Raw genomic sequence first — 18,480 nt, forward strand, 5'->3', positions numbered from 1 at the left:
GCTCGGTCAGGGGCTCGGTCAGGGGCTCGGTCAGGGGCTCGGTCAGGGGCTCGGTCAGGGGCTCGGTCAGGGGCTCGGTCAGGGGCTCGGTCAGGCGTCCGGTCACGTGGGCCACCGGCAGTGTGCGGTTGGTGGCGCCCGTGGTCAGCGCGAGCCGCTCGAACTGGAGGGTCCGGCCCGAGGCCGTCGTCGCGCTGCCCCCGGTGGCGTCGCGCTCGACGGCGACCACGGGGTCCCCGGTGACGAGCTCGACGCCGAGGTCGGCGAACCACCCGGTGTCGTGGAAGACGAGGGAGGCGCGGTCGTGCTCACCCCGCAGATAGCCCTTGGACAGGGGTGGCCGCTCGTAGGGCGGCTCGGGCTCGTCGCCGACGAGGACGACCGGTGCCGTGTCGCCGAGCTCGCGCAGGGCCGTCACGAGCGAGATGCCGGCCTGGCCTGCGCCCACGACGAGGGTCCGTGCGGGGCGCTCCTCGGTCATGCCCTCACCCTAGGGTGGCCCCATGACGTGGTCGCCAGCCAGCCCCGAGTCGGTCTTCACCTACGGCGCGCCGTCCCTGAAGTTCGGAGCCGGCGCGGCCGACGAGATCGGCCACGACCTGCTCGCCCTGGGGTCACATCGGGTGCTCGTCGTGACCGACCCCGGGGTGCTCGCCACGGGATGGCCCGACCGGGTGGCCGACGGCATACGGGGCTTCGGCCTAGAGGCGGTGGTGCACGACTCGGCGCACGTCGAGCCCACGGACGCGAGTCTCGTCGCGGCGGCAGAGCGGGCTCGTGCCGACGGCCCCTTCGACGGCTACGTCGCCGTCGGTGGCGGGTCGTCGATCGACACGGCCAAGGCGGTGGACCTGCTGCTGTCCGACGGCGGGGACCTCATGGACTACGTCAACGCTCCGGTGGGTGCGGCCCGTGCGCCCAGCCGTCCGCTCGCGCCGCTCGTCGCGGTCCCCACGACCACGGGCACCGGTGCCGAGAGCACGACGATCTGCGTGCTCGACGTGCTCTCGCTCAAGGTCAAGACCGGCATCAGCCACGTGCGCCTTCGGCCGAGCCTGGCCGTCGTCGACCCCCGGCTCACGGCGTCCCAGCCCGCCGGCGTGACGGCCAGCGCCGGCATGGACATCCTGTGCCACGCCCTCGAGAGCTGGACCGCCCGCCCCTTCACCACCTACGAGCGCAAGCAGCCGGGGGAGCGGGTGCCCTACTGCGGCAGCAACCCCATCTCCGACATGTGGTCCGAGCGCGCGATGTCCCTGCTCGCCAAGGCGTTCCGCTCGGCCGTGCGCGACGGCTCCGACGACGCGGCGCGGGGCGAGATGGCCCTGGCGGCGACGTTCGCGGGGCTCGGCTTCGGCAACGCAGGCGTCCACGTGCCGCACGCCAACGCGTACCCGATCGCAGGACGCGTGCGCGACTTCCACCCGGACGGCTACCCCCGCCACGAGCCGATGGTGCCGCACGGCATGGCCGTCGCCCTGACGGCGCCAGAGGCGTTCCGCTGGACCTTCGAGGCCGACCCCGAGCGGCACCTGGCAGCGGCCCGGCTGCTCGACCCCGGCCACGGCCGACGGTGGGCGGGGGAGCCGCGCGACGTGCTGCCCGGCGTGCTCGCCGACCTCATGCGCGACATCGGCATGCCGAACGGGCTGCACGCCGTGGGCTATCGCGAGGGAGACGTCGACGACCTCGTCGACGGGGCGCTCAAGCAGCAGCGACTGCTCGCGACGAGCCCGCGAGAGGTGCACGCCGACGACCTCGCCGGCATCGTGACGCGCTCGCTGCAGCTCTGGGACTAGCGCCGCGGGCCGCTGGGCCCGTGAGCCCCGGTGGGGCGGCATACAGTGCCCCCTGTGACGACGGAGCCCACCCACCTGCCCCTACCCCTGTCGAGCGACTGGCTCGAGTGGGTCGGCGAGCGCGGCGAGCAGCAGCTCGCCCTCGCCCGCTCCCTCGTCGAGGGGCTGCGCAGCGACCCGCCGACGGAGGCTCTCGAGGTGCTCCGGGTCTGGAACGAGGCCCAGACGGCACTGTCCAACGCCGCGTCGGTCGGCTCGCTCTTCTCGGAGGTGCACCCGGACGCGTCCGTGCGCGAGCGCGCCGAGGCCGTGGCCCAGCAGGTGCAGAAGCTCGACACCGACCTCGGCCTCGACACCCGGCTGTACGCCGTGCTGGCCGGGCTCGACCCGAGCGGCCTCGACGCCGACGCCGCCCGCGTGCTCGAGCGGACGCTGCGCGACTTCCACCGGGCCGGCGTCGACCGCGACGAGGCGACCCGCGAGCGGCTGCGCGAGCTGAGCGAGCGCGAGATCCTGCTCAGCCAGGAGTTCAGCAAGAACATCCGTGAGGACGTGCGCAGCATCAGGGTCACTCCCGAGCGGCTCGCGGGGCTGCCGCAGGACTGGGTGGACGCCCACCCGGTCGAGGACGACGGCCTCGTCACGGTCACCACCGACTACCCCGACGTCGTGCCGTTCCGCACCTTCGCCCACGATGCCGAGGCCCGGCGCGAGCTCGCCACGCAGTTCCTCACCATCGCCTGGCCCGCGAACGACCGGGTCCTGCAGGACATCTTCGCCGCCCGCCGCGAGCACGCCGAGCTCCTCGGCTACGCCTCCTGGGCCGACTTCGACGCCGAGGTCAAGATGATCCGCACCGGTCCGGCGATCGCCGAGTTCATCGACCGCATCACCGACCTGTCGACCGCGAGCGCCGAGCGGGACAAGAAGGTGCTGCTCGAGCGCCTGCGCCGCGACCGGCCCGACGCGACCGACATCGACGGCGCCGACGTGCCCTACTACTCCGAGCTGGTGCGCAAGGAGGACCTCGCGGTCGACGCCCAGCGGGTGCGCACCTACTTCCCCTTCGAGGCGGTGCGCCAGGGCCTGCTCGACGTCACCGGCCGGCTGTTCGGCCTCGAGTGGACCGCCGTGCCCGCCGGGGACGCCCGCACCTGGCACGAGGAGGTCGCCACCTTCGACGTCGCCTTCGAGGGCGAGCGCATCGGGCGCATCCACCTCGACCTGCACCCGCGCGAGGGCAAGTACAAGCACGCCGCGCAGTTCGACCTCGTCCGGGGCGTCACGGGCACGCAGCTGCCCGAGGGCGTGCTCGTGTGCAACTTCGGGCGGGGCCTGATGGAGCACGACGAGGTCGTGACGCTCTTCCACGAGTTCGGGCACCTCATCCACCACGTCCTCGCCGGGCGCTCCGAGTGGGTGCGCTTCTCCGGGGTCGCGACCGAGTGGGACTTCGTCGAGGCCCCCAGCCAGATGCTCGAGGAGTGGGCCTGGGACCCGGCGGTCCTCGCGACCTTCGCCCGCAACGCCGGGGGTGAGACGATCCCGGCCGAGCTCGTGGAGGCCATGCGCCGGGCCGACGACTTCGGCAAGGGCTACGACGCGCGCACCCAGATGTTCTACGCCGCCCTGTCCTACGACTTCCACGTCAACCGCACCGACGACCTGACCGGTCGCCTGCGCGAGCTGATGGGCCGGTACTCGGTGTTCCCCTACCTGCCGGGCACGCACATGCACTGCCACTTCGGCCACCTCGACGGCTACAGCTCGGCCTACTACACCTACATGTGGTCGCTCGTCATCGCCAAGGACATGTTCTCGGCGTTCGACCGCGGCGACCTGTTCGACCCCGAGGTGGCCGGCGCGTACCGCGACAAGGTCCTGGCCCAGGGGGGTCGGCGGGACGCGGCCGACCTCGTCGAGGACTTCCTCGGCCGGCCCTACACCTTCGACGCGTATGCCGCATGGCTGGCCGAGTGAGCGCGCAGGTGTCGACGCGCGTGGTGGTCACCGGGTTGACCACCTATCCGGTGAAGTCGCTCGCGGGCGTGGCCGTGCAGGAGGCGGTCGTCGAGGAGTGCGGGCTGCGCGGTGACCGCCGCTGGGCGGTCGTCGACGGTTCCGGGGTCAAGGTCACGGCGAGGGAGGAGCACGCCCTGCTGGGCCTGCGCGCCGAGCCGCTCGCCGACGGCGCGATCCGACTCTCCGCCGACGGGGCCGACGCGTTGGAGGTGGCCGCGCCCACGGACGCCGAGCCGGTGCCCGTCGAGTTCTCCGGTCAGGCATCGGCCCGGCCCGCAGGTCCCGCCGCCGACGCGTGGCTGACCGCCCGGACCGGCAGGCCGCTGCGGCTCGTGTGGCAGGACGACGCGACGCACCGGCCGATCCGTCCCGAGCTGGGTGGTCGGCCCGAGGACCGCAACTCCCTCTCCGACGCGGCGCCGCTGCACGTCACGTCGGAGTCGTCGCTGCGCCGCCTCGGCGACTGGATGCTCGAGACGGCGCTGGAGCGCCTCGAGCAGCCTGGCGTCGAGGTCGACCACGAGCGGTTCCGCCCCAACGTCGTGGTCGACGGGAGCGAGCCGTTCGCGGAGGACTCGTGGTCCTCGGTGCGCATCGGCGACGTGCCGTTCCGCGCCACGATGGTGTGCGACCGCTGCGTCATGACCACCATCGACCGGTCGGACCTGCGCACCCGCAAGGAGCCGATCCGCACGCTGGCCCGGCATCGCAAGTGGGACGGGGCGACATGGTTCGGCATCCGCCTCACACCGGTGCTGCCGCTCGCACCCGGGGCCACCATCCGGGTCGGCGACGAGGTCGTCGCCGACTGATTTCCCCGTGGCCGTACGCGTCCGGCGTGCTCTCCGTGCGCGCGCTCGACCCACGCGGCCGGCTCAGGGGATCGGCAGGTCCTTCAGGACGACCTTCTTGCCGGTGAGGCGCTGGGACAGGTCGGCCATCGCCTGGCGCACCGTCTTGGAGAAGAGGTGGGCACCGGTGAGGGTCGGGTGGATGCGGTCGGACTGCACCTGGTCGGGGTGGGCGCGCACGGCGTCGGCCCAGTCCGCGACCACGACGTTGGGCCGGTCGCGGGCCACGAGCGTGAGCGTCGCGTTGTCGGTGTCGACCCGTGAGAAGGGCGCCATGATGTTGACGAGGACGACCATGCGCTTGGGGCCCAGGGTGTCGAGCACCTGCTTGACGGCGTCCTCGTCGACGCCGGCGTTGGTGCCGAACGCGAGGATGACGGCACGCCGGTTGTCGGTGCCGCGGGCACGCACCTGCGCGAGGCCGTCGGACCAGCGGCGGTTGGACTTGGCGTCGATGCGGATGCCGGGGAAGTAGTAGCGCAGCGCCTGCAGGCTGCCGACCATGATCGAGTCGCCGTAGGCGTCGATGTCGGGACCGCTCGGCATCGCGAACGACGCCTTCGCGGCGGGCGCCGGGCCCGAGCTCGCGCCTGGTGTGGCCGGGGTGGCCGCCGGGGTCGTGGCACCGGTGCTGCCCGGTGTCGAGGGGTTTGCCGACGGCGCGACGGTGGGCGCCTGCTGGTCGGCCGAGGCCTCGTTCTGGGCCAGCATCTGCGCCGTCTGGGTCTGGTCGGGGGCGGTGAGCACGATGGTGCCGGTCGCGACGGCGAGCACCGCGACGACGACGGCGACGACGCGCCGGCCGCGCAGGGTCAGCTCGGAGACCCCTCGCCCCAGGGCCCTCGCGACGCCCCGGAAGCCCAGGGTGCGGAACGGGGTCTCGACGAAGCGGTAGGTCAGGTCGGCCAGGGCCACGGTCACGAGCACGCACCACAGCCGGGTCAGCAGGTGCGACACCGTGCCGGGTGCGGACGGGTTGTCGAGCGCGACGAGCAGGATGACCGGCCAGTGCCAGAGGTAGATGGAGTACGAGCGCGCGCCCACCCAGCCCAGGGCGGGGTGACGCATGACGCGGGAGACGAGTCGCGGCCCGCCCGGGCGACGCTCGACCACGCCCATGACGAGCACGGCGGTGGCCAACGAGGCCAGCAGGATGCCGCCACGGAACGTCCAGCTCGACTGCTCGTCGAGCAGCACCATCTCGGCGAGCAGGACCACGAGGGCGAGCGGCACGGCATACGCCCCGTGGCGCCCCCACCGGGAAGGGGCCAGTCGTGGTGCGAGGCGGGGGCTGGCCCACGCGAACGCGAGCGCCGCACCGGCCATGAGGCCCATGACGTGGGTGTCGGTGCCGTAGTAGACCCGCGTGGCGTCGGTGCCCGGGGTGAACATGACCGCCATGAGCGCCGACGAGGCCAACCCCACGGTGACGGCGGCGGCGACACGGATCCGGCTCGAGAAGGCCAGCAGGGCCAGCGTCAGCAGCGGCCACACCAAGTAGAACTGCTCCTCGACCGCGAGCGACCAGAAGTTCATGAACAGCTGCGGAGCGGTCTGGTCGAAGTAGCTCGTGCCGGCCGTGATCTCGAGCCAGTTCGTCGAGAAGGTCAGTGCGCCGACGATCTCACGGCCGATGTCGACGAGCAGGTCCGAGCTCACGGCCCGGGCGATGAGCACGCTCGTGACGACGCACAGCACGAGCGCGGGCAGCAGCCGGCGCGCTCGCCGCAGCCAGAACTGGGAGAGGGCGATGCGGCCCGTGCCCTCGCGCTCGCGCACGAGCAGCGTGGTGATGAGGAAGCCCGAGACGACGAAGAAGACGTCGACGCCGAGGAAACCGCCCGGCAGCCACGAGGCGTTGAGGTGGTAGACGACGACGGCCACGATGGCGACTGCCCGCAGGCCGTCCAAGCCCTCGATGCGGCCCGGTCGTCCCGGAGAGGCGGCCACGCCCGCGCGCGCACGGCCGGATGGGGAGCCGGCCTCCGTGGCCGTGTCGGCGGCCTGACCCGTGCCAGCCGCCCGAGAGATCGCCGACGTCGACACGTCGCTCCTTCCGTGGGCCTCGGTGCGTGGAGTCACCGCGGTGCCTGTCGCGAGCATAGTTTCGGCCGGGAACCGGGTTGCGGCGCCACGCGGCATACGGTGTGGGGATGGACGAGGCGGATCACGACACCCCCGGCGCCCCCGAGACCGGGCAGACGGTGCGCGCGACCATGTTCGTGCGCGGCACCGTGCAGGGCGTCGGGTTCCGCTGGTGGACGCGGGCCCGCGCCCTCGAGCTCGGCCTCGTCGGCCACGCGCGCAACACCGCCGACGGGCGCGTCGAGGTGGTGGCCCAGGGCAGTGCCGACGCCGTCGCAGCCCTCGAGGCGCTGCTGCGCGAGTCCCCGTCGACCCGGCGGCGCCCCGGACGCGTCGAGGCCGTCGTCGTGCAGCAGGGCGTCCCGAGGGGCGGGACCGCCGGCTTCGTCGAGCGCTGACCGACCTAGGCTGGCGCGGTGAGCGATCAGCCGGTGAGCGACGAGCCCGAGGTGCCTGCCGAGCTGGCCCGGCTGCGCAGCAGCATCGACAACATCGACGCGGCACTGGTGCATCTGCTCGCGGAGCGCTTCAAGTGCACGCAGCAGGTGGGCCGGCTCAAGGCCGAGCGGCACCTGCCGCCCGCCGACCCCCGGCGCGAGGAGCAGCAGATCGCCCGCCTGCGCACGCTGGCCGACAGCGCCGGGCTCGACCCGGTCTTCGCCGAGGCGTTCCTCAACTTCATCATCGCCGAGGTCATCCACCACCACGAGCACATCGCCAACGGCGGCTCGTAGCCCTCGGCGGGCCTCTCACTCGCCTGGCGACAGACTCAGTAGAGCGTCGCCTCCTGGCGTGCCTCGAGGGCGGCGTCGTACGCGGCCGCCTCCGCCTCGGACGAGAAGCCGCCCGCCTCGCGGGTCAGGTCGCCCGCGGTGGGCAGCGTGCGGGGGTGGACCCGGGAGGCCGGGTCCCACAGCCGGCTGCGCCGCACCGCCCGGGCGCACTGGAAGTAGACGCGCTCGACCGTGATGACGAGCACCGACGCCGGCAGCACGCCCCGCACGGCGTGCCGGGCCAGCTCCGCGGGGTCGGTCGACACGACCGCCGTGCCGCGCACCCGCAGCTCCTCGCCGAGCCCCGGCACGAGGAAGAGCAGGCCTACCCGGGGGTCGGCCACCACGTTGCGCAGCGTGTCCAGGCGGTTGTTGCCGCGTCGGTCGGGGATGACGAGCGTGCGCTCGTCGCGGACCACGACGAAGCCGGGAGTGTCCCCGCGTGGCGACTGGTCGAGGCCACCGTCGCCGACGGTGGCGACGACGACGAACGGCGCCGCGGCGATGATCCGGGCCTGACCCGGCGTGATCGTCGACGACTCCTTCGCGAGCGAGTTGGGCGCCGGGGCGGCGGGGTAGACCTCGAGCAGCCGCTCGAGCGAGGTGACGAGGTGCTCGCCGGCTGCGAGCGGCTGTGCCTTGGGGTCGACGTCCACCCGCCCACGGTATGCCGTCCGCCCCGGCAGGCGGGCCGGCTCGCATCCACGAGCCCGGGCTGCCCGGCTAGTACGCTGGCCCGGATCGCTGGCAGGCTGGGAAAAGGACTAATCGGGTCGTGTACGTCAAGAGCCTCACCCTGAAGGGCTTCAAGTCCTTCGCCTCCGCGACCCACATGCGCCTCGAGCCCGGCATCACCTGCATCGTCGGACCCAACGGCTCGGGCAAGAGCAACGTCGTCGACGCGCTCGCCTGGGTCATGGGCGAGCAGGGCGCGAAGTCGCTGCGCGGCGGGAAGATGGAGGACGTCATCTTCGCCGGTACGGCGGGGCGGGCGCCCCTGGGCCGCGCCGAGGTGGCGCTGACGATCGACAACACCGACGGCGCCCTGCCGATCGACTACACCGAGGTCACGATCTCGCGCACGATGTTCCGCAACGGCGGGTCGGAGTACGCGATCAACGGCACCCCGTGCCGCCTGCTCGACGTGCAGGAGCTTCTCTCGGACAGCGGCATCGGCCGCGAGATGCACGTCATCGTCGGACAGGGCCAGCTCGACACCGTCCTGCGCGCCACGCCGGAGGAGCGCCGCGGCTTCATCGAGGAGGCGGCCGGTGTCCTCAAGCACCGCAAGCGCAAGGAACGCGCACTGCGCAAGCTCGAGACGATGGAGGCCAACCTCACCCGCGTGCACGACCTGACGGGGGAGATCCGCCGCCAGCTGGGTCCGCTCGGCCGGCAGGCCGAGACGGCGCGCAGGGCCGCCGTCATCCAGACCGATGCCCGCGACGCCCGGCTGCGGCTGCTCGCCGACGACCTCGTGCAGCTCAGGTCGACCCTCGAGCAGGAGGTCGCCGACGAGTCCGCCCTGATCGAGCGGCGCAGCGAGGTGGAGGAGTCCATCGCGGGCCTCGCCGAGCGGCTGTCCTCGCTCGAGGCCGCGGCCGAGGCGGCCCGCCCGGCCCTGACCCGGGCGCAGGACGAGTACGTCTCGCTCGGACGGCTCGTGGAGCGGATGGCGTCGACCCGCTCGCTCGCCGCCGAACGCGTACGCCTGCTCAGTGAGGACGACGAGCCGGGGGATGCCGGCCAGGGCCGCGACCCGGAGCAGCTGCGTGTCCAGGCCGCCGAGGTGCGCGAGCAGGAGGCGTTCCTGCTCGAGGAGATCGCCGAGGCCAAGGCCGCCCTCGAGGAGGCCGTGCTCAGCCGCACCGACGCCGAGCGCAGCCACGCCGAGGAGATCGGCCGCCTCCAGCGCGAGGTCCGCGCGGCGGCCGACCGCCGTGAGGGCCTGGCCAAGCTCGGCGGGCAGGTGGGCGCCCGCGCGTCCCGCATCGAGGCTCGCGAGGCCGAGGTCGGACGACTGCGCAGCACGGTCGAGGCTGCCCAGGCCCGCGCGGCCGAGGCCGAGCGGGAGTTCTCCCGCCTCGAGGCGAGCGTCGCCGAGGACGAGGAGGGCGAGGAGGGCCTCGACACCGCCTACGAGGAGGCCGCCGAGCGGCTGGAGGCGGCCGAGGCCGAGCTGGCCCGGTGGAAGGAGGCCGAGTCCACCGCCGAACGGGCGCGCCAGACCGCGGCCGCCCGGGTGGAGGCGCTCGGGCTCAGCCTGCGCCGCAAGGACGGCGCCGCGGCCCTGCTCGCGGCCGCCGACGACGGGCACCAGATCCTCGGGTCGGTCGCCTCCCTCGTGACCGTCGAGCCGGGCCTCGAGAACGCCGTCGCAGCCGCCCTCGGGTCCGCCGCCGAGGCGCTCGCCGTGGGGTCGCTCGACGCCGCCGCGGCAGCCCTGGACGCCCTGCGGGAGGGTGACCACGGACGCGCGAGCCTGCTCGTGGCCGAGTCCGCCGGTGCGCTCGACCGCACCGCGTGGCCGCAGATCGACGGGAATGCGCGCTGGGCCCTCGACGTCGTGCAGTGCCCCGACGTCGTCCGCCCGGCCCTCGACCAGGTCCTCGACCGCGTCGCCCTCGTCGCCGACGCGCACCAGGCGACCGCGCTGCTCCGGACCCACCCCGGCCTCACGGCGGTGACCCAGGCGGGCGACGTCTACGCGCCCGGCACCGTCCGCGGCGGCAGCACCAGCGCCCCCAGCCTGCTCGAGCTGCAGGCCGCGCTCGACGACGCGCAGGACGCCATGGCCCGCGCCACCCGCGAGGGGGAGGAGGCCCGGTTCCGGGTCGCCGGGGCCGAGGCCGCGCGCGCCGAGCTCGCCGAGGCGGTGGAGGCGGCGCTCGAGCGGCTCAACGAGAGCGACGCCCGGATGGCGGCCATCGCCGAGAAGCTCGGCTCGCTCGGCCAGACCCTGCGGGCGGCCCGTGCCGAGGTCGAGCGCACCGAGAAGGCGATCGCCGACGCGACCCACGCGCTCGAGAGCGACCGGGCCGAGCACGCCTCGCTGCTCGAGCGGCTGGAGGCGGCGAGCGGCGAGGGCGACTTCGCCGAGGAGCCCTCGACCGAGGAGCGCGACCGCCTCGAGGCCCTGGCGCGCGAGGCCCGCGCGGCCGAGACCGACCTACGCCTGGGGCTGCGCACCCGTGAGGAGCGGGCCCGCGCCCTCAAGGACCGCGCCGACGCGCTCGAGCGGAGCGCTCGCCACGAGGAGGAGACGCGCCGGCGCCTCGCCGAGAAGCGCGAGCGTCGCCGGCGGGAGGCGGCCGTGGCCGAGGCCGTGCGCAGCGCCGCGACGTGGGCCCACGAGCTGCTCGTGGACTGGGCCGAGCAGGCCGGTCGGGCCCGGGCCGCGGGGGAGGCCGAGCGCACCGAGCGGGACGCCGAGCTCGCCGTGGTCCGCCGCGACATCGCGACGCTGCAGGCCGAGCTGCGCGAGCTGACCGACACGGTCCACCGCGACGAGGTGGCTCGCACGCAGCAGCGGCTGCGCATCGAGCAGCTCGAGACCAAGGCGGTCGAGGAGCTCGGCATCGCGCCGGGCGACCTCGTCGAGGAGTTCGGGCCACATCAGCCCGTCCCCGTCGTGCCCGACCCCGACGCCGACCCGGACGCGCCGCAGCCGGAGCCGGTGCCCTTCGTCCGGGACGTGCAGGAGAAGCGGCTACGCCAGGCCGAGCGCAAGCTCAGCGCGCTGGGCCGGATCAACCCGCTCGCACTCGAGGAGTTCAGCGCCCTGGAGGAGCGGCACAAGTTCCTCACCGAACAGCTCGAGGACCTGAAGAACAGCAAGCGCGACCTGCTCGACATCGTCAAGGAGGTCGACGAGCGCGTCGAGCGCGTCTTCGCCGAGGCCTTCGAGGACACCGCCGTGCAGTTCGAGCGCGTCTTCCAGCGGCTCTTCCCAGGCGGCGAGGGCCGGCTCGTGCTCACCGACCCGTCGAACATGCTGACCACCGGCCTCGAGGTCGAGGCCCGGCCGCCGGGGAAGAAGATCAAGCGCCTGTCGCTGCTCTCCGGTGGCGAGCGCTCGCTCGTGGCCGTCGCGCTGCTCGTGTCGATCTTCAAGGCGCGGCCCTCGCCCTTCTACATCATGGACGAGGTCGAGGCAGCCCTCGACGATGCCAACCTCGGACGGCTCATCACCCTCTTCGAGGAGCTGCGCGACAGCTCCCAGCTCATCGTCATCACGCACCAGAAGAAGACGATGGAGATCGCCGACGCGCTCTACGGCGTCAGCATGCGCGGGGACGGCGTCACCACGGTCGTCTCGCAGCGACTGCGCGACGTCGCCGACCGTCCCGCCTGAGGCCGCCGGCACACGCCGCCCCGTTGCCGCCGCACCGTCGCCCATCCCTCTCGGTGCGGGCGCCGGACGGCCATGTCGTCGTTGCCGAATCGTCATCCAGCGCCATTTGCGTCACACCAGTCACATCAGTCACTCTTCTCACATGGTCTTCCTCGTCATCTCGATGCTCGTCGTCACCGGACTCGGTGTCGCGGTCGTCGGTGTCGTCGCGGTGCCCGCGCACCGGGGCGGCCGGGACCTGCTCACCGCCAAGGGGGAAGGGGTGGCCCGCTCGGCACGACGCCGAGCCGGCACCCTCGGTCGGCCGCGAACGCGTACGCCGTAGCCGCCAGACCGCCTGCCCACCTCCTCGGCCACCGGTGAACGACCGGTGGCCGAGCCGCGTCCGCGGCGCCCCGAGCGCCTGCGGAGGCCGCCCGGAGCCCGCCCCGTGCCGTGGTTGGATGGCCGGGTGGACACAGTCTTGATCTACGTCATCATCGGCGTCATCGTCCTGCTCGGGGCCATCGCCTACGGCGTCAGTCTCCTGACCGGCCGGCGCCGGACCCTCGAGCGCGAGGCCCCGCCGGCTCGTCCGGGGCTTCCCGGCGAGGACCTCGACCGACAGCCGCCGGGCGACAGCACCGACACCGTCGCCCCGCCGGAGAGGCCGGGAGCCGCCGCCACCGTCGAGGTCGAGCCCGAGCCGGAGGTCGCGCCCACCCCGCCCCAGCCGACCGTCGAGCGCCCGGCGTCCGCCCGAGGACGCCTTCAGCGGCTGCGCGCCCGTCTCGCGCGCTCCAACTCCTCCATCGGCCAGGGCCTGCTCGCCCTCCTCTCGCGCGGCAAGCTCGACGAGGAGACGTGGGAGGAGGTCGAGGACACCCTCATCTCCTCCGACCTCGGTGTCGAGGCGACCACCGAGCTCGTCGACTCCCTGCGCACGCGGGTCAAGGTCGACGGCGCCACCGACGAGGCGACCGTCCGCGGCTGGCTCCGTGAGGACCTGCTCGCCCTCGTCCAGCCGGAGATGGACCGCCGCATCACCAGCACCCGGGTCGGCGACCGGCCCGCCGTCATCCTCGTCGTCGGCGTCAACGGCACCGGCAAGACCACGACCGTCGGCAAGCTCGCCCGGGTCCTCGTCGCCGAGGACCGCGAGGTGCTCCTCGGCGCGGCCGACACCTTCCGCGCCGCCGCCGCCGACCAGCTCGAGACCTGGGGCGCGCGGGTCGGCGTGCCCACCGTGCGCTCCGACAAGGACGGCGCCGATCCGGCCGCGGTGGCCTTCGACGCCGTCAAGGCCGGCATCGAGGAGGAGGTCGACGTCGTCATCATCGACACCGCCGGCCGCCTGCACAACAAGGTGGGTCTCATGGACGAGCTCGGCAAGGTCAAGCGCGTCATCGAGAAGCAGAGCGAGATCGACGAGGTGCTCCTCGTCCTCGACGCGACCACCGGGCAGAACGGCCTGCAGCAGGCCAAGGTCTTCTCCGAGGCGGTCGACGTCACCGGCATCGTGCTGACCAAGCTCGATGGCACGGCCAAGGGCGGCATCGTCGTGGCCGTCCAGCGCCAGCTCGGCGTCCCGGTCAAGCTCGTCGGCCTCGGCGAGGGGCCCGACGACCTCGCCCCCTTCGACCCCGAGGCCTTCGTCGACGCCATCGTGATGTAGTCGCTGCTCCTCGACGAACAGGAATGCCGCCCGGCACCGCCGGGCGGCATTCCTGCGTCCCCGGTCGCCCCGAGCGGCCGGGCGGGTCCACGATGCGGACGGCCCCGTGGGCGAAACCATCCGCTAACACCGCCGGCCCGTTGTTGACACCGCCGTAACACACGGCGCCTCCGGCCGAAATTCCCCGGCTCCACGCTTCTCGCCATGAGCGCACTTACCTACGTGACGGCAGACGCACCGTTCACCGACAGCGGGAACACCGCGTGGGTCCTGGCAGCGGCCGCCCTGGTCCTGTTCATGACCCCCGGTCTCGCCCTCTTCTACGGCGGCATGGTCCGCACCAAGAGCGTCCTCAACATGATGATGATGTCGTTCATCACGATGGGCACGGTCGGCACGGTGTGGATCCTCTGGGGGTACAGCGAGACGTTCGGCCCGGATCTCGGCGGCGGGCTCCTCGGCAACCCCTTCACGCACTTCGGCCTCAGCGGCGTCCTCGACCAGATCTACGGCTTCGTCCCGGCTGACGCCGCCAAGGGCACTGCCGCGGCCGGTGGCATCCCCGCCACCGCGTTCGTCGCCTTCCAGGTCGTGTTCGCGATCATCGCCGTGGCCCTGGTCTCCGGGGCGATCGCCGACCGCGCGAAGTTCAGCACCTGGACGATCTTCACGGTCATCTGGGCCACCCTCGTCTACTTCCCTGCGGCCCACTGGGTGTTCGCCTTCAACGGCTACGCCGCCGAGACGGGCGGCTGGATCGCCAACAAGGCCGAGGGGCTCTTCCTCGGGGGCGCCGGCGCCTACGACTTCGCCGGGGGCACGGCCATCCACATCAACGCCGGAGCGGCCGGTCTCGCCCTCGCCCTGGTGATCGGCAAGCGGGTCGGCTTCCGGCGCGACCCGATGCGCCCGCACAACCTCACGCTCGTCATGATCGGAGCCGGCATCCTGTGGTTCGGCTGGTTCGGCTTCAACGCGGGCTCGGCGCTCGGCGCAGGGGTCCAGGCGGCCGGCGTCTGGGTCAACACCCTCGCCGCGACAGCCACGGCCATGCTGGGCTGGCTCCTGACCGAGAAGCTGCGCGACGGCCACGCCACCTCCCTCGGTGCGGCCTCAGGCGTGGTGGCCGGGCTGGTCGCGATCACTCCCGCCTGCGCCACCGTGTCACCGGTCGGGGCGCTCGTCGTCGGCCTCCTCGCCGGGGTCGGCTGCGCCCTGGCCGTGGGCCTGAAGTTCCGGTTCGGCTTCGACGACAGCCTCGACGTCGTCGGCGTCCACCTGGTCGGCGGTCTCATCGGCACCGTGCTCATCGGCCTCCTCGCCACGAAGGGCAGCCCGACCGGCGCAGCCGGCCTGGACGTCAACGAGGGCCTTCTCTACGGCGGCGGCGCCTCACAGCTGCTCGCCCAGGTCGAGGGGGCGCTGTCGGTCCTCGTCTTCTCCTTCGTCGTCACCTACGCCATCGGACTGGTGCTCCACAAGACGATCGGCTTCCGGATCTCCAAGGAGGACGAGGTCGGCGGCATCGACCTGGCAGAGCACGCGGAGACCGGCTACGACTTCGGTTCGCTCGGGGGGTCGCGGACCGGCGCGCTCGCCGGCCACACGGCCTCCGCGCCGGCCACCCCGGCCGGACCGGCAGCATCCACCCCGTCCGCCGAGAAGGCACCCAAGGAAGAGGCCTCAGCATGAAGCTCATCACCGCCATCATCAAGCCGCACCAGCTCGACGAGGTGAAGGAGGCCCTGGAGGCCTTCGGGGTGGCCGGCATGACCATCAGCGAGGCCAGCGGCTACGGCCGCCAGCGCGGCCACAGCGAGGTCTACCGCGGCGCCGAGTACACCGTCGACTTCGTGCCCAAGGTCCGCCTCGAGGTGCTCGTCGACGACATCGACGCCCCGGACGTCATGGAGGTCATCCTCAAGGCGGCCCAGACCGGCCGCATCGGCGACGGGAAGATCTGGTCCGTCCCCGTGGACGACGTGATCCGCGTCCGCACCGGCGAGCGCGGCGTCTCGGCCCTCTGAGGCGGGGCACCCAGCACGGCTGAGAGCACACGGCCCGGCGGCACACGCCGGGCATCGAGAACACGAACGAGGGGACGGCGACAGCTGACATGACCGACGTGACCACCAGACGTCTGGACCTCGCCGGCACCCGGACCTTCGCGACGCCCGGCGCCGGCCCCACCCGGCGCCGGGCGCTCGCCGAGTTCGGGTTCGGCTGGCTCCAGCAGCTGTGGCGCGAGGCCTGCGCCGGGCGCCGCCACGAGGGCGTCGCGCTCGCCGCGGTCGGCTCCCTCGCCCGTGGGGACGGCGGCCCCCTCAGCGACTACGACCTCGTCCTCGTGCACCACCCGAGGGGGCTGTCCGGCAAGGAGGTCGGGGCCTTCGCGGACAAGCTGTGGTACCCGATCTGGGATGCGGGAGTCCGCCTCGACCACAGCGTGCGCACCGTGGCCGAGTGCCGGGCCGTCGCCTCCGACGACCTGAGCGCCGCGGTCGGACTGCTCGACCTCACGCACGTGGCGGGGGACACCGACGTGGTCAACGCGGCGCGCTCGACCGTCGCCCACGACTGGCGCGCCAACGCCCGCACCCGGCTCGCCGAGATCCAGGAGTCGGTGGTGCAACGGCACGCCCGCCAGGGCGACCTCGCCCATCTGGTCGAGCCGGACCTCAAGGAGGCCCACGGGGGCCTGCGCGACATGTCGGTCCTGCGGGCCCTGACCGCGGCCTGGCTGACGGACCGCCCGCACGGCGAGGTCGACGAGGCGTACGACCGCCTTCTCGACGTGCGCGACGCGATCCACGTCGTCACAGGGCGAGGACGCGACCGGCTCACCCGCGAGGACCAGGACGCCTGCGCGGCCCTGCTCGGCCACACCGACGCCGACGCCCTCCTCACGGACGTCTCCACCTCCGCCCGCACGATCGCGTATGCCGTCGACGGCACCCTGCGCCGTGCCATGCAGTCCCAGCGGGCCAGGACCCTGCGCGTCGGGCCTCGACGGCCTCAGCTCGCGCCGCTCGGCTACGGCCTCTACCGGCACGACGGCGAGGCGGTCCTCGGGCCCTCCGCCGACCTGGCGTCCGACCCGGTCGTCCCCCTGCGCGCGGCCGTCGTGGCCGCACGCGGCGGCATACCGCTGTCCCCGGCCACGCTGCGCAACCTCGCCGCGAGCGCGCCCGCCCTGCCCGAGCCGTGGCCGGAGGTGGCACGCAACCTCTTCGCCGACCTGCTCGCGACGGGCCCGGGACTCGTCACCGTCTGGGAGGGACTGGACCTCGCCGGCGTGGTGGAGCGGTGGATTCCCGAGTGGCGGGCGGTGCGCAGCCGGCCGCAGCGCAACGCCGTCCACCGCCACACCGTCGACCGCCACCTCGTCGAGACGGTCGTCGCGGCCGCCGGCATGGTGCGCGACGTGGCCCGGCCGGACCTGCTCGTGCTCGCCGCGCTGCTGCACGACATCGGCAAGGTCGCCGGCTCCCACGACCACTCGGCCACCGGCGCCCGGGTCGCCGACACGGTGCTGCAACGGATGGGCGTCCCGGAGCCCGACCGTGAGGTCGTCGTGCGGCTCGTGCGCGAGCACCTGACCCTCGTCGAGCTCGCCACGCGCCGCGACCCCGAGGACCCGGCGACGATCGCGGCCCTGTCCGAGGCCGTCGACGGGTCCGTGACGACGCTCGACCTGCTCCGGGCCCTCACCGAGGCGGACGCCTCGGCTGCCGGACCCAAGGCCTGGACCGACTGGCGAGCCGGCCTGGTGCAGCGGCTCTACGAGACCTGCCGGGCGGCGCTCGCCCGGACGCAGGAGGAGAGGACCCTCGTCGTGGAACCGACCGACGCACTGGCTCTTCCGCACGCAGCCCTCGAGCAGGTCGCCTCCGGCGAGCCCTACGTGACGGTCGTCTCCCTGGGCGGGGCGCACCGGCTCGACATCGTGGACCGCGACCGGGCCGGGCTCTTCGCCGACACCGCGGGCCTGCTCGCCGCCCATGGCTTCGTGGTGCGCTCGGCGATCGTGCGCACGCTGGACGGAGTGGCCGTCAACGAGTGGTGGGTCGACTCGCCAGGTGGCGAGAGCCCGCTGCCCGACGTCATCGCTCGCGACCTGCGGCGGGTGGCGGGCGGCGACCGCACACCGCTCGGCCGTCTGCAGCGGCGCCGGTCCGCCGCGGTGCGCAGCCCCGGCTCCGGGTCGGTCGACTCGACGCGGGCGAAGGTGGTCACCAGCGCCTCGGACACCGCCACGGTGATCGAGGTCCGCGCCACCGACCGACCGGGCCTGCTCCAGGACATCGGCATCACGCTCGCTCGCGCGTCGCTGTCCGTGCGCTCGGCCCACATCGCCACGTATGCCGGTCAGACCCTCGACACCTTCTACGTGACCGAGTTCGGCGGTGGCCGGCTCGCGCCGGCACGGGCGGCACAGACCGTGGCGATGATCATCGACACCTGCGACGCCGGCTGAACCCCGCGTCAGTCGAGGAGGCCGGCCCGGTGCAGGTGCTCGAGGACGAGCCGGTTCGCGGCGGACACGCGCTCGGCGTCGCCGGCGGTCAGCCAGGCGATCTCCTCGATCTCGGCCGCGGGCACCAGGTCACCCGCGTAGCCGGCCGAGTAGCAGGTGAGGCGCACCACGCGCCCGTCGGAGCGACCGTCGGCGGGAGCCTCGAAGGTCCCGACGCGCACGGCCGTCGCCGGGTCGACCGCGACCGACAGCTCCTCCTCGATCTCGCGCGCGAGCGTCTGCACGTCGCTCTCACCCGGCTCACGCTTGCCGCCCGGCACGTAGAACAGCTCCTTGCCGGCACTGCGGGCAGCGAGCAGTCGCCGGTCGACCACGTGGACCCAGGCGACCTTGTCGACGACGGACGGCGGCGTTGTGGACGGGCGGGCGGCGCTCTGGTCACTCACCCACGCGACCCTACGCGCC

At 73.4% G+C, this 18,480-nt stretch carries 15 protein-coding genes; 11 read left to right on the forward strand and 4 right to left on the reverse strand.

The window, feature by feature from the left end:
• A partial coding sequence (locus AB0316_RS11865) for an FAD-dependent oxidoreductase (protein WP_366273214.1) occupies positions 1-481 on the reverse strand: 481 nt, incomplete at its 3' end.
• Between the two features lie 22 nt (positions 482-503).
• Here AB0316_RS11865 and AB0316_RS11870 point away from each other — a divergent pair.
• The 3 genes from AB0316_RS11870 to AB0316_RS11880 are packed head-to-tail and all read left to right on the forward strand — an operon-like array spanning position 504 to position 4,633.
• On the forward strand, positions 504-1,799 hold the full coding sequence (locus tag AB0316_RS11870) for a hydroxyacid-oxoacid transhydrogenase (protein WP_366273215.1): 1,296 nt from the start codon (positions 504-506) through the stop codon (positions 1,797-1,799).
• Between the two features lie 54 nt (positions 1,800-1,853).
• Positions 1,854-3,779, forward strand: coding sequence for a M3 family metallopeptidase (locus AB0316_RS11875; protein ID WP_366273216.1), 1,926 nt, complete (start codon positions 1,854-1,856; stop codon positions 3,777-3,779).
• Positions 3,776-4,633 carry an MOSC N-terminal beta barrel domain-containing protein gene (locus AB0316_RS11880; RefSeq protein ID WP_366273217.1) on the forward strand — a complete coding sequence of 286 codons (858 nt, stop codon included), beginning with the start codon at positions 3,776-3,778 and terminating at the stop codon, positions 4,631-4,633. Before AB0316_RS11875 ends, AB0316_RS11880 begins: the two co-directional genes overlap by 4 nt.
• A 63-nt stretch (positions 4,634-4,696) precedes the next feature.
• On the opposite strand, the gene AB0316_RS11885 is transcribed toward AB0316_RS11880, so the two are convergent.
• Positions 4,697-6,718, reverse strand: a complete 2,022-nt coding sequence (locus AB0316_RS11885) for an acyltransferase family protein (RefSeq protein WP_366273218.1) — start codon at positions 6,716-6,718, stop codon at positions 4,697-4,699.
• A gap of 107 nt (positions 6,719-6,825) precedes the next feature.
• Between AB0316_RS11885 and AB0316_RS11890 the strand changes: the two genes are divergently transcribed.
• The gene (locus tag AB0316_RS11890) at positions 6,826-7,155 is read left to right on the forward strand and encodes an acylphosphatase (RefSeq protein ID WP_366273219.1); all 330 of its coding nucleotides are present in this window, start codon (positions 6,826-6,828) and stop codon (positions 7,153-7,155) included.
• A gap of 33 nt (positions 7,156-7,188) precedes the next feature.
• On the forward strand, positions 7,189-7,491 hold the full coding sequence (locus AB0316_RS11895; protein ID WP_366273346.1) for a chorismate mutase: 303 nt from the start codon (positions 7,189-7,191) through the stop codon (positions 7,489-7,491).
• A gap of 35 nt (positions 7,492-7,526) precedes the next feature.
• Here AB0316_RS11895 and AB0316_RS11900 read toward each other — a convergent pair whose 3' ends face one another.
• The gene (locus AB0316_RS11900) at positions 7,527-8,186 is read right to left on the reverse strand and encodes an MSMEG_1061 family FMN-dependent PPOX-type flavoprotein (protein WP_366273220.1); all 660 of its coding nucleotides are present in this window, start codon (positions 8,184-8,186) and stop codon (positions 7,527-7,529) included.
• Between the two features lie 119 nt (positions 8,187-8,305).
• Here AB0316_RS11900 and smc point away from each other — a divergent pair, with 119 nt between their 5' ends.
• The 6 genes from smc (at position 8,306) to AB0316_RS11930 (ending at position 18,015) form a co-directional block, all read left to right on the forward strand.
• On the forward strand, positions 8,306-11,884 hold the full coding sequence (gene smc, locus AB0316_RS11905) for a chromosome segregation protein SMC (RefSeq protein ID WP_366273221.1): 3,579 nt from the start codon (positions 8,306-8,308) through the stop codon (positions 11,882-11,884).
• 142 nt (positions 11,885-12,026) lie between these two features.
• Complete coding sequence (locus AB0316_RS11910; RefSeq protein WP_366273222.1) at positions 12,027-12,209, forward strand: hypothetical protein; 183 nt, start codon at positions 12,027-12,029, stop codon at positions 12,207-12,209.
• Between the two features lie 126 nt (positions 12,210-12,335).
• Entirely contained in the window at positions 12,336-13,538 is a 1,203-nt protein-coding gene (ftsY, locus tag AB0316_RS11915; RefSeq protein WP_366273223.1) for a signal recognition particle-docking protein FtsY, read from the forward strand.
• Positions 13,539-13,742: 204 nt separating this feature from the next.
• Complete coding sequence (locus AB0316_RS11920; protein ID WP_366273224.1) at positions 13,743-15,230, forward strand: ammonium transporter; 1,488 nt, start codon at positions 13,743-13,745, stop codon at positions 15,228-15,230.
• The gene (locus tag AB0316_RS11925; protein ID WP_366273225.1) at positions 15,227-15,565 is read left to right on the forward strand and encodes a P-II family nitrogen regulator; all 339 of its coding nucleotides are present in this window, start codon (positions 15,227-15,229) and stop codon (positions 15,563-15,565) included. The genes AB0316_RS11920 and AB0316_RS11925 overlap by 4 nt, the downstream gene beginning before the upstream one ends.
• An 89-nt stretch (positions 15,566-15,654) precedes the next feature.
• The gene (locus AB0316_RS11930; protein WP_366273226.1) at positions 15,655-18,015 is read left to right on the forward strand and encodes a [protein-PII] uridylyltransferase; all 2,361 of its coding nucleotides are present in this window, start codon (positions 15,655-15,657) and stop codon (positions 18,013-18,015) included.
• Between the two features lie 8 nt (positions 18,016-18,023).
• Here the strand turns inward: AB0316_RS11930 and AB0316_RS11935 are convergent, their stop codons facing one another.
• Positions 18,024-18,461: an NUDIX domain-containing protein gene (locus tag AB0316_RS11935; RefSeq protein WP_366273227.1), complete on the reverse strand. Its 438-nt coding sequence runs from the start codon at positions 18,459-18,461 to the stop codon at positions 18,024-18,026.
• Positions 18,462-18,480: the final 19 nt, after the last annotated feature.

This window comes from Terrabacter sp. NPDC080008, from assembly GCF_040702505.1.
Lineage (GTDB): Bacteria > Actinomycetota > Actinomycetes > Actinomycetales > Dermatophilaceae > Terrabacter.

Coding starts and splice junctions, on each gene's coding strand:
- AB0316_RS11920 (WP_366273224.1), top strand. CDS start 13,743: ATGAGCGCACTTACCTACGTGACGGCAGACGCACCGTTCACCGACAGC.
- AB0316_RS11870 (WP_366273215.1), top strand. CDS start 504: ATGACGTGGTCGCCAGCCAGCCCCGAGTCGGTCTTCACCTACGGCGCG.
- AB0316_RS11890 (WP_366273219.1), top strand. CDS start 6,826: ATGGACGAGGCGGATCACGACACCCCCGGCGCCCCCGAGACCGGGCAG.
- AB0316_RS11930 (WP_366273226.1), top strand. CDS start 15,655: ATGACCGACGTGACCACCAGACGTCTGGACCTCGCCGGCACCCGGACC.
- AB0316_RS11925 (WP_366273225.1), top strand. CDS start 15,227: ATGAAGCTCATCACCGCCATCATCAAGCCGCACCAGCTCGACGAGGTG.
- AB0316_RS11910 (WP_366273222.1), top strand. CDS start 12,027: ATGGTCTTCCTCGTCATCTCGATGCTCGTCGTCACCGGACTCGGTGTC.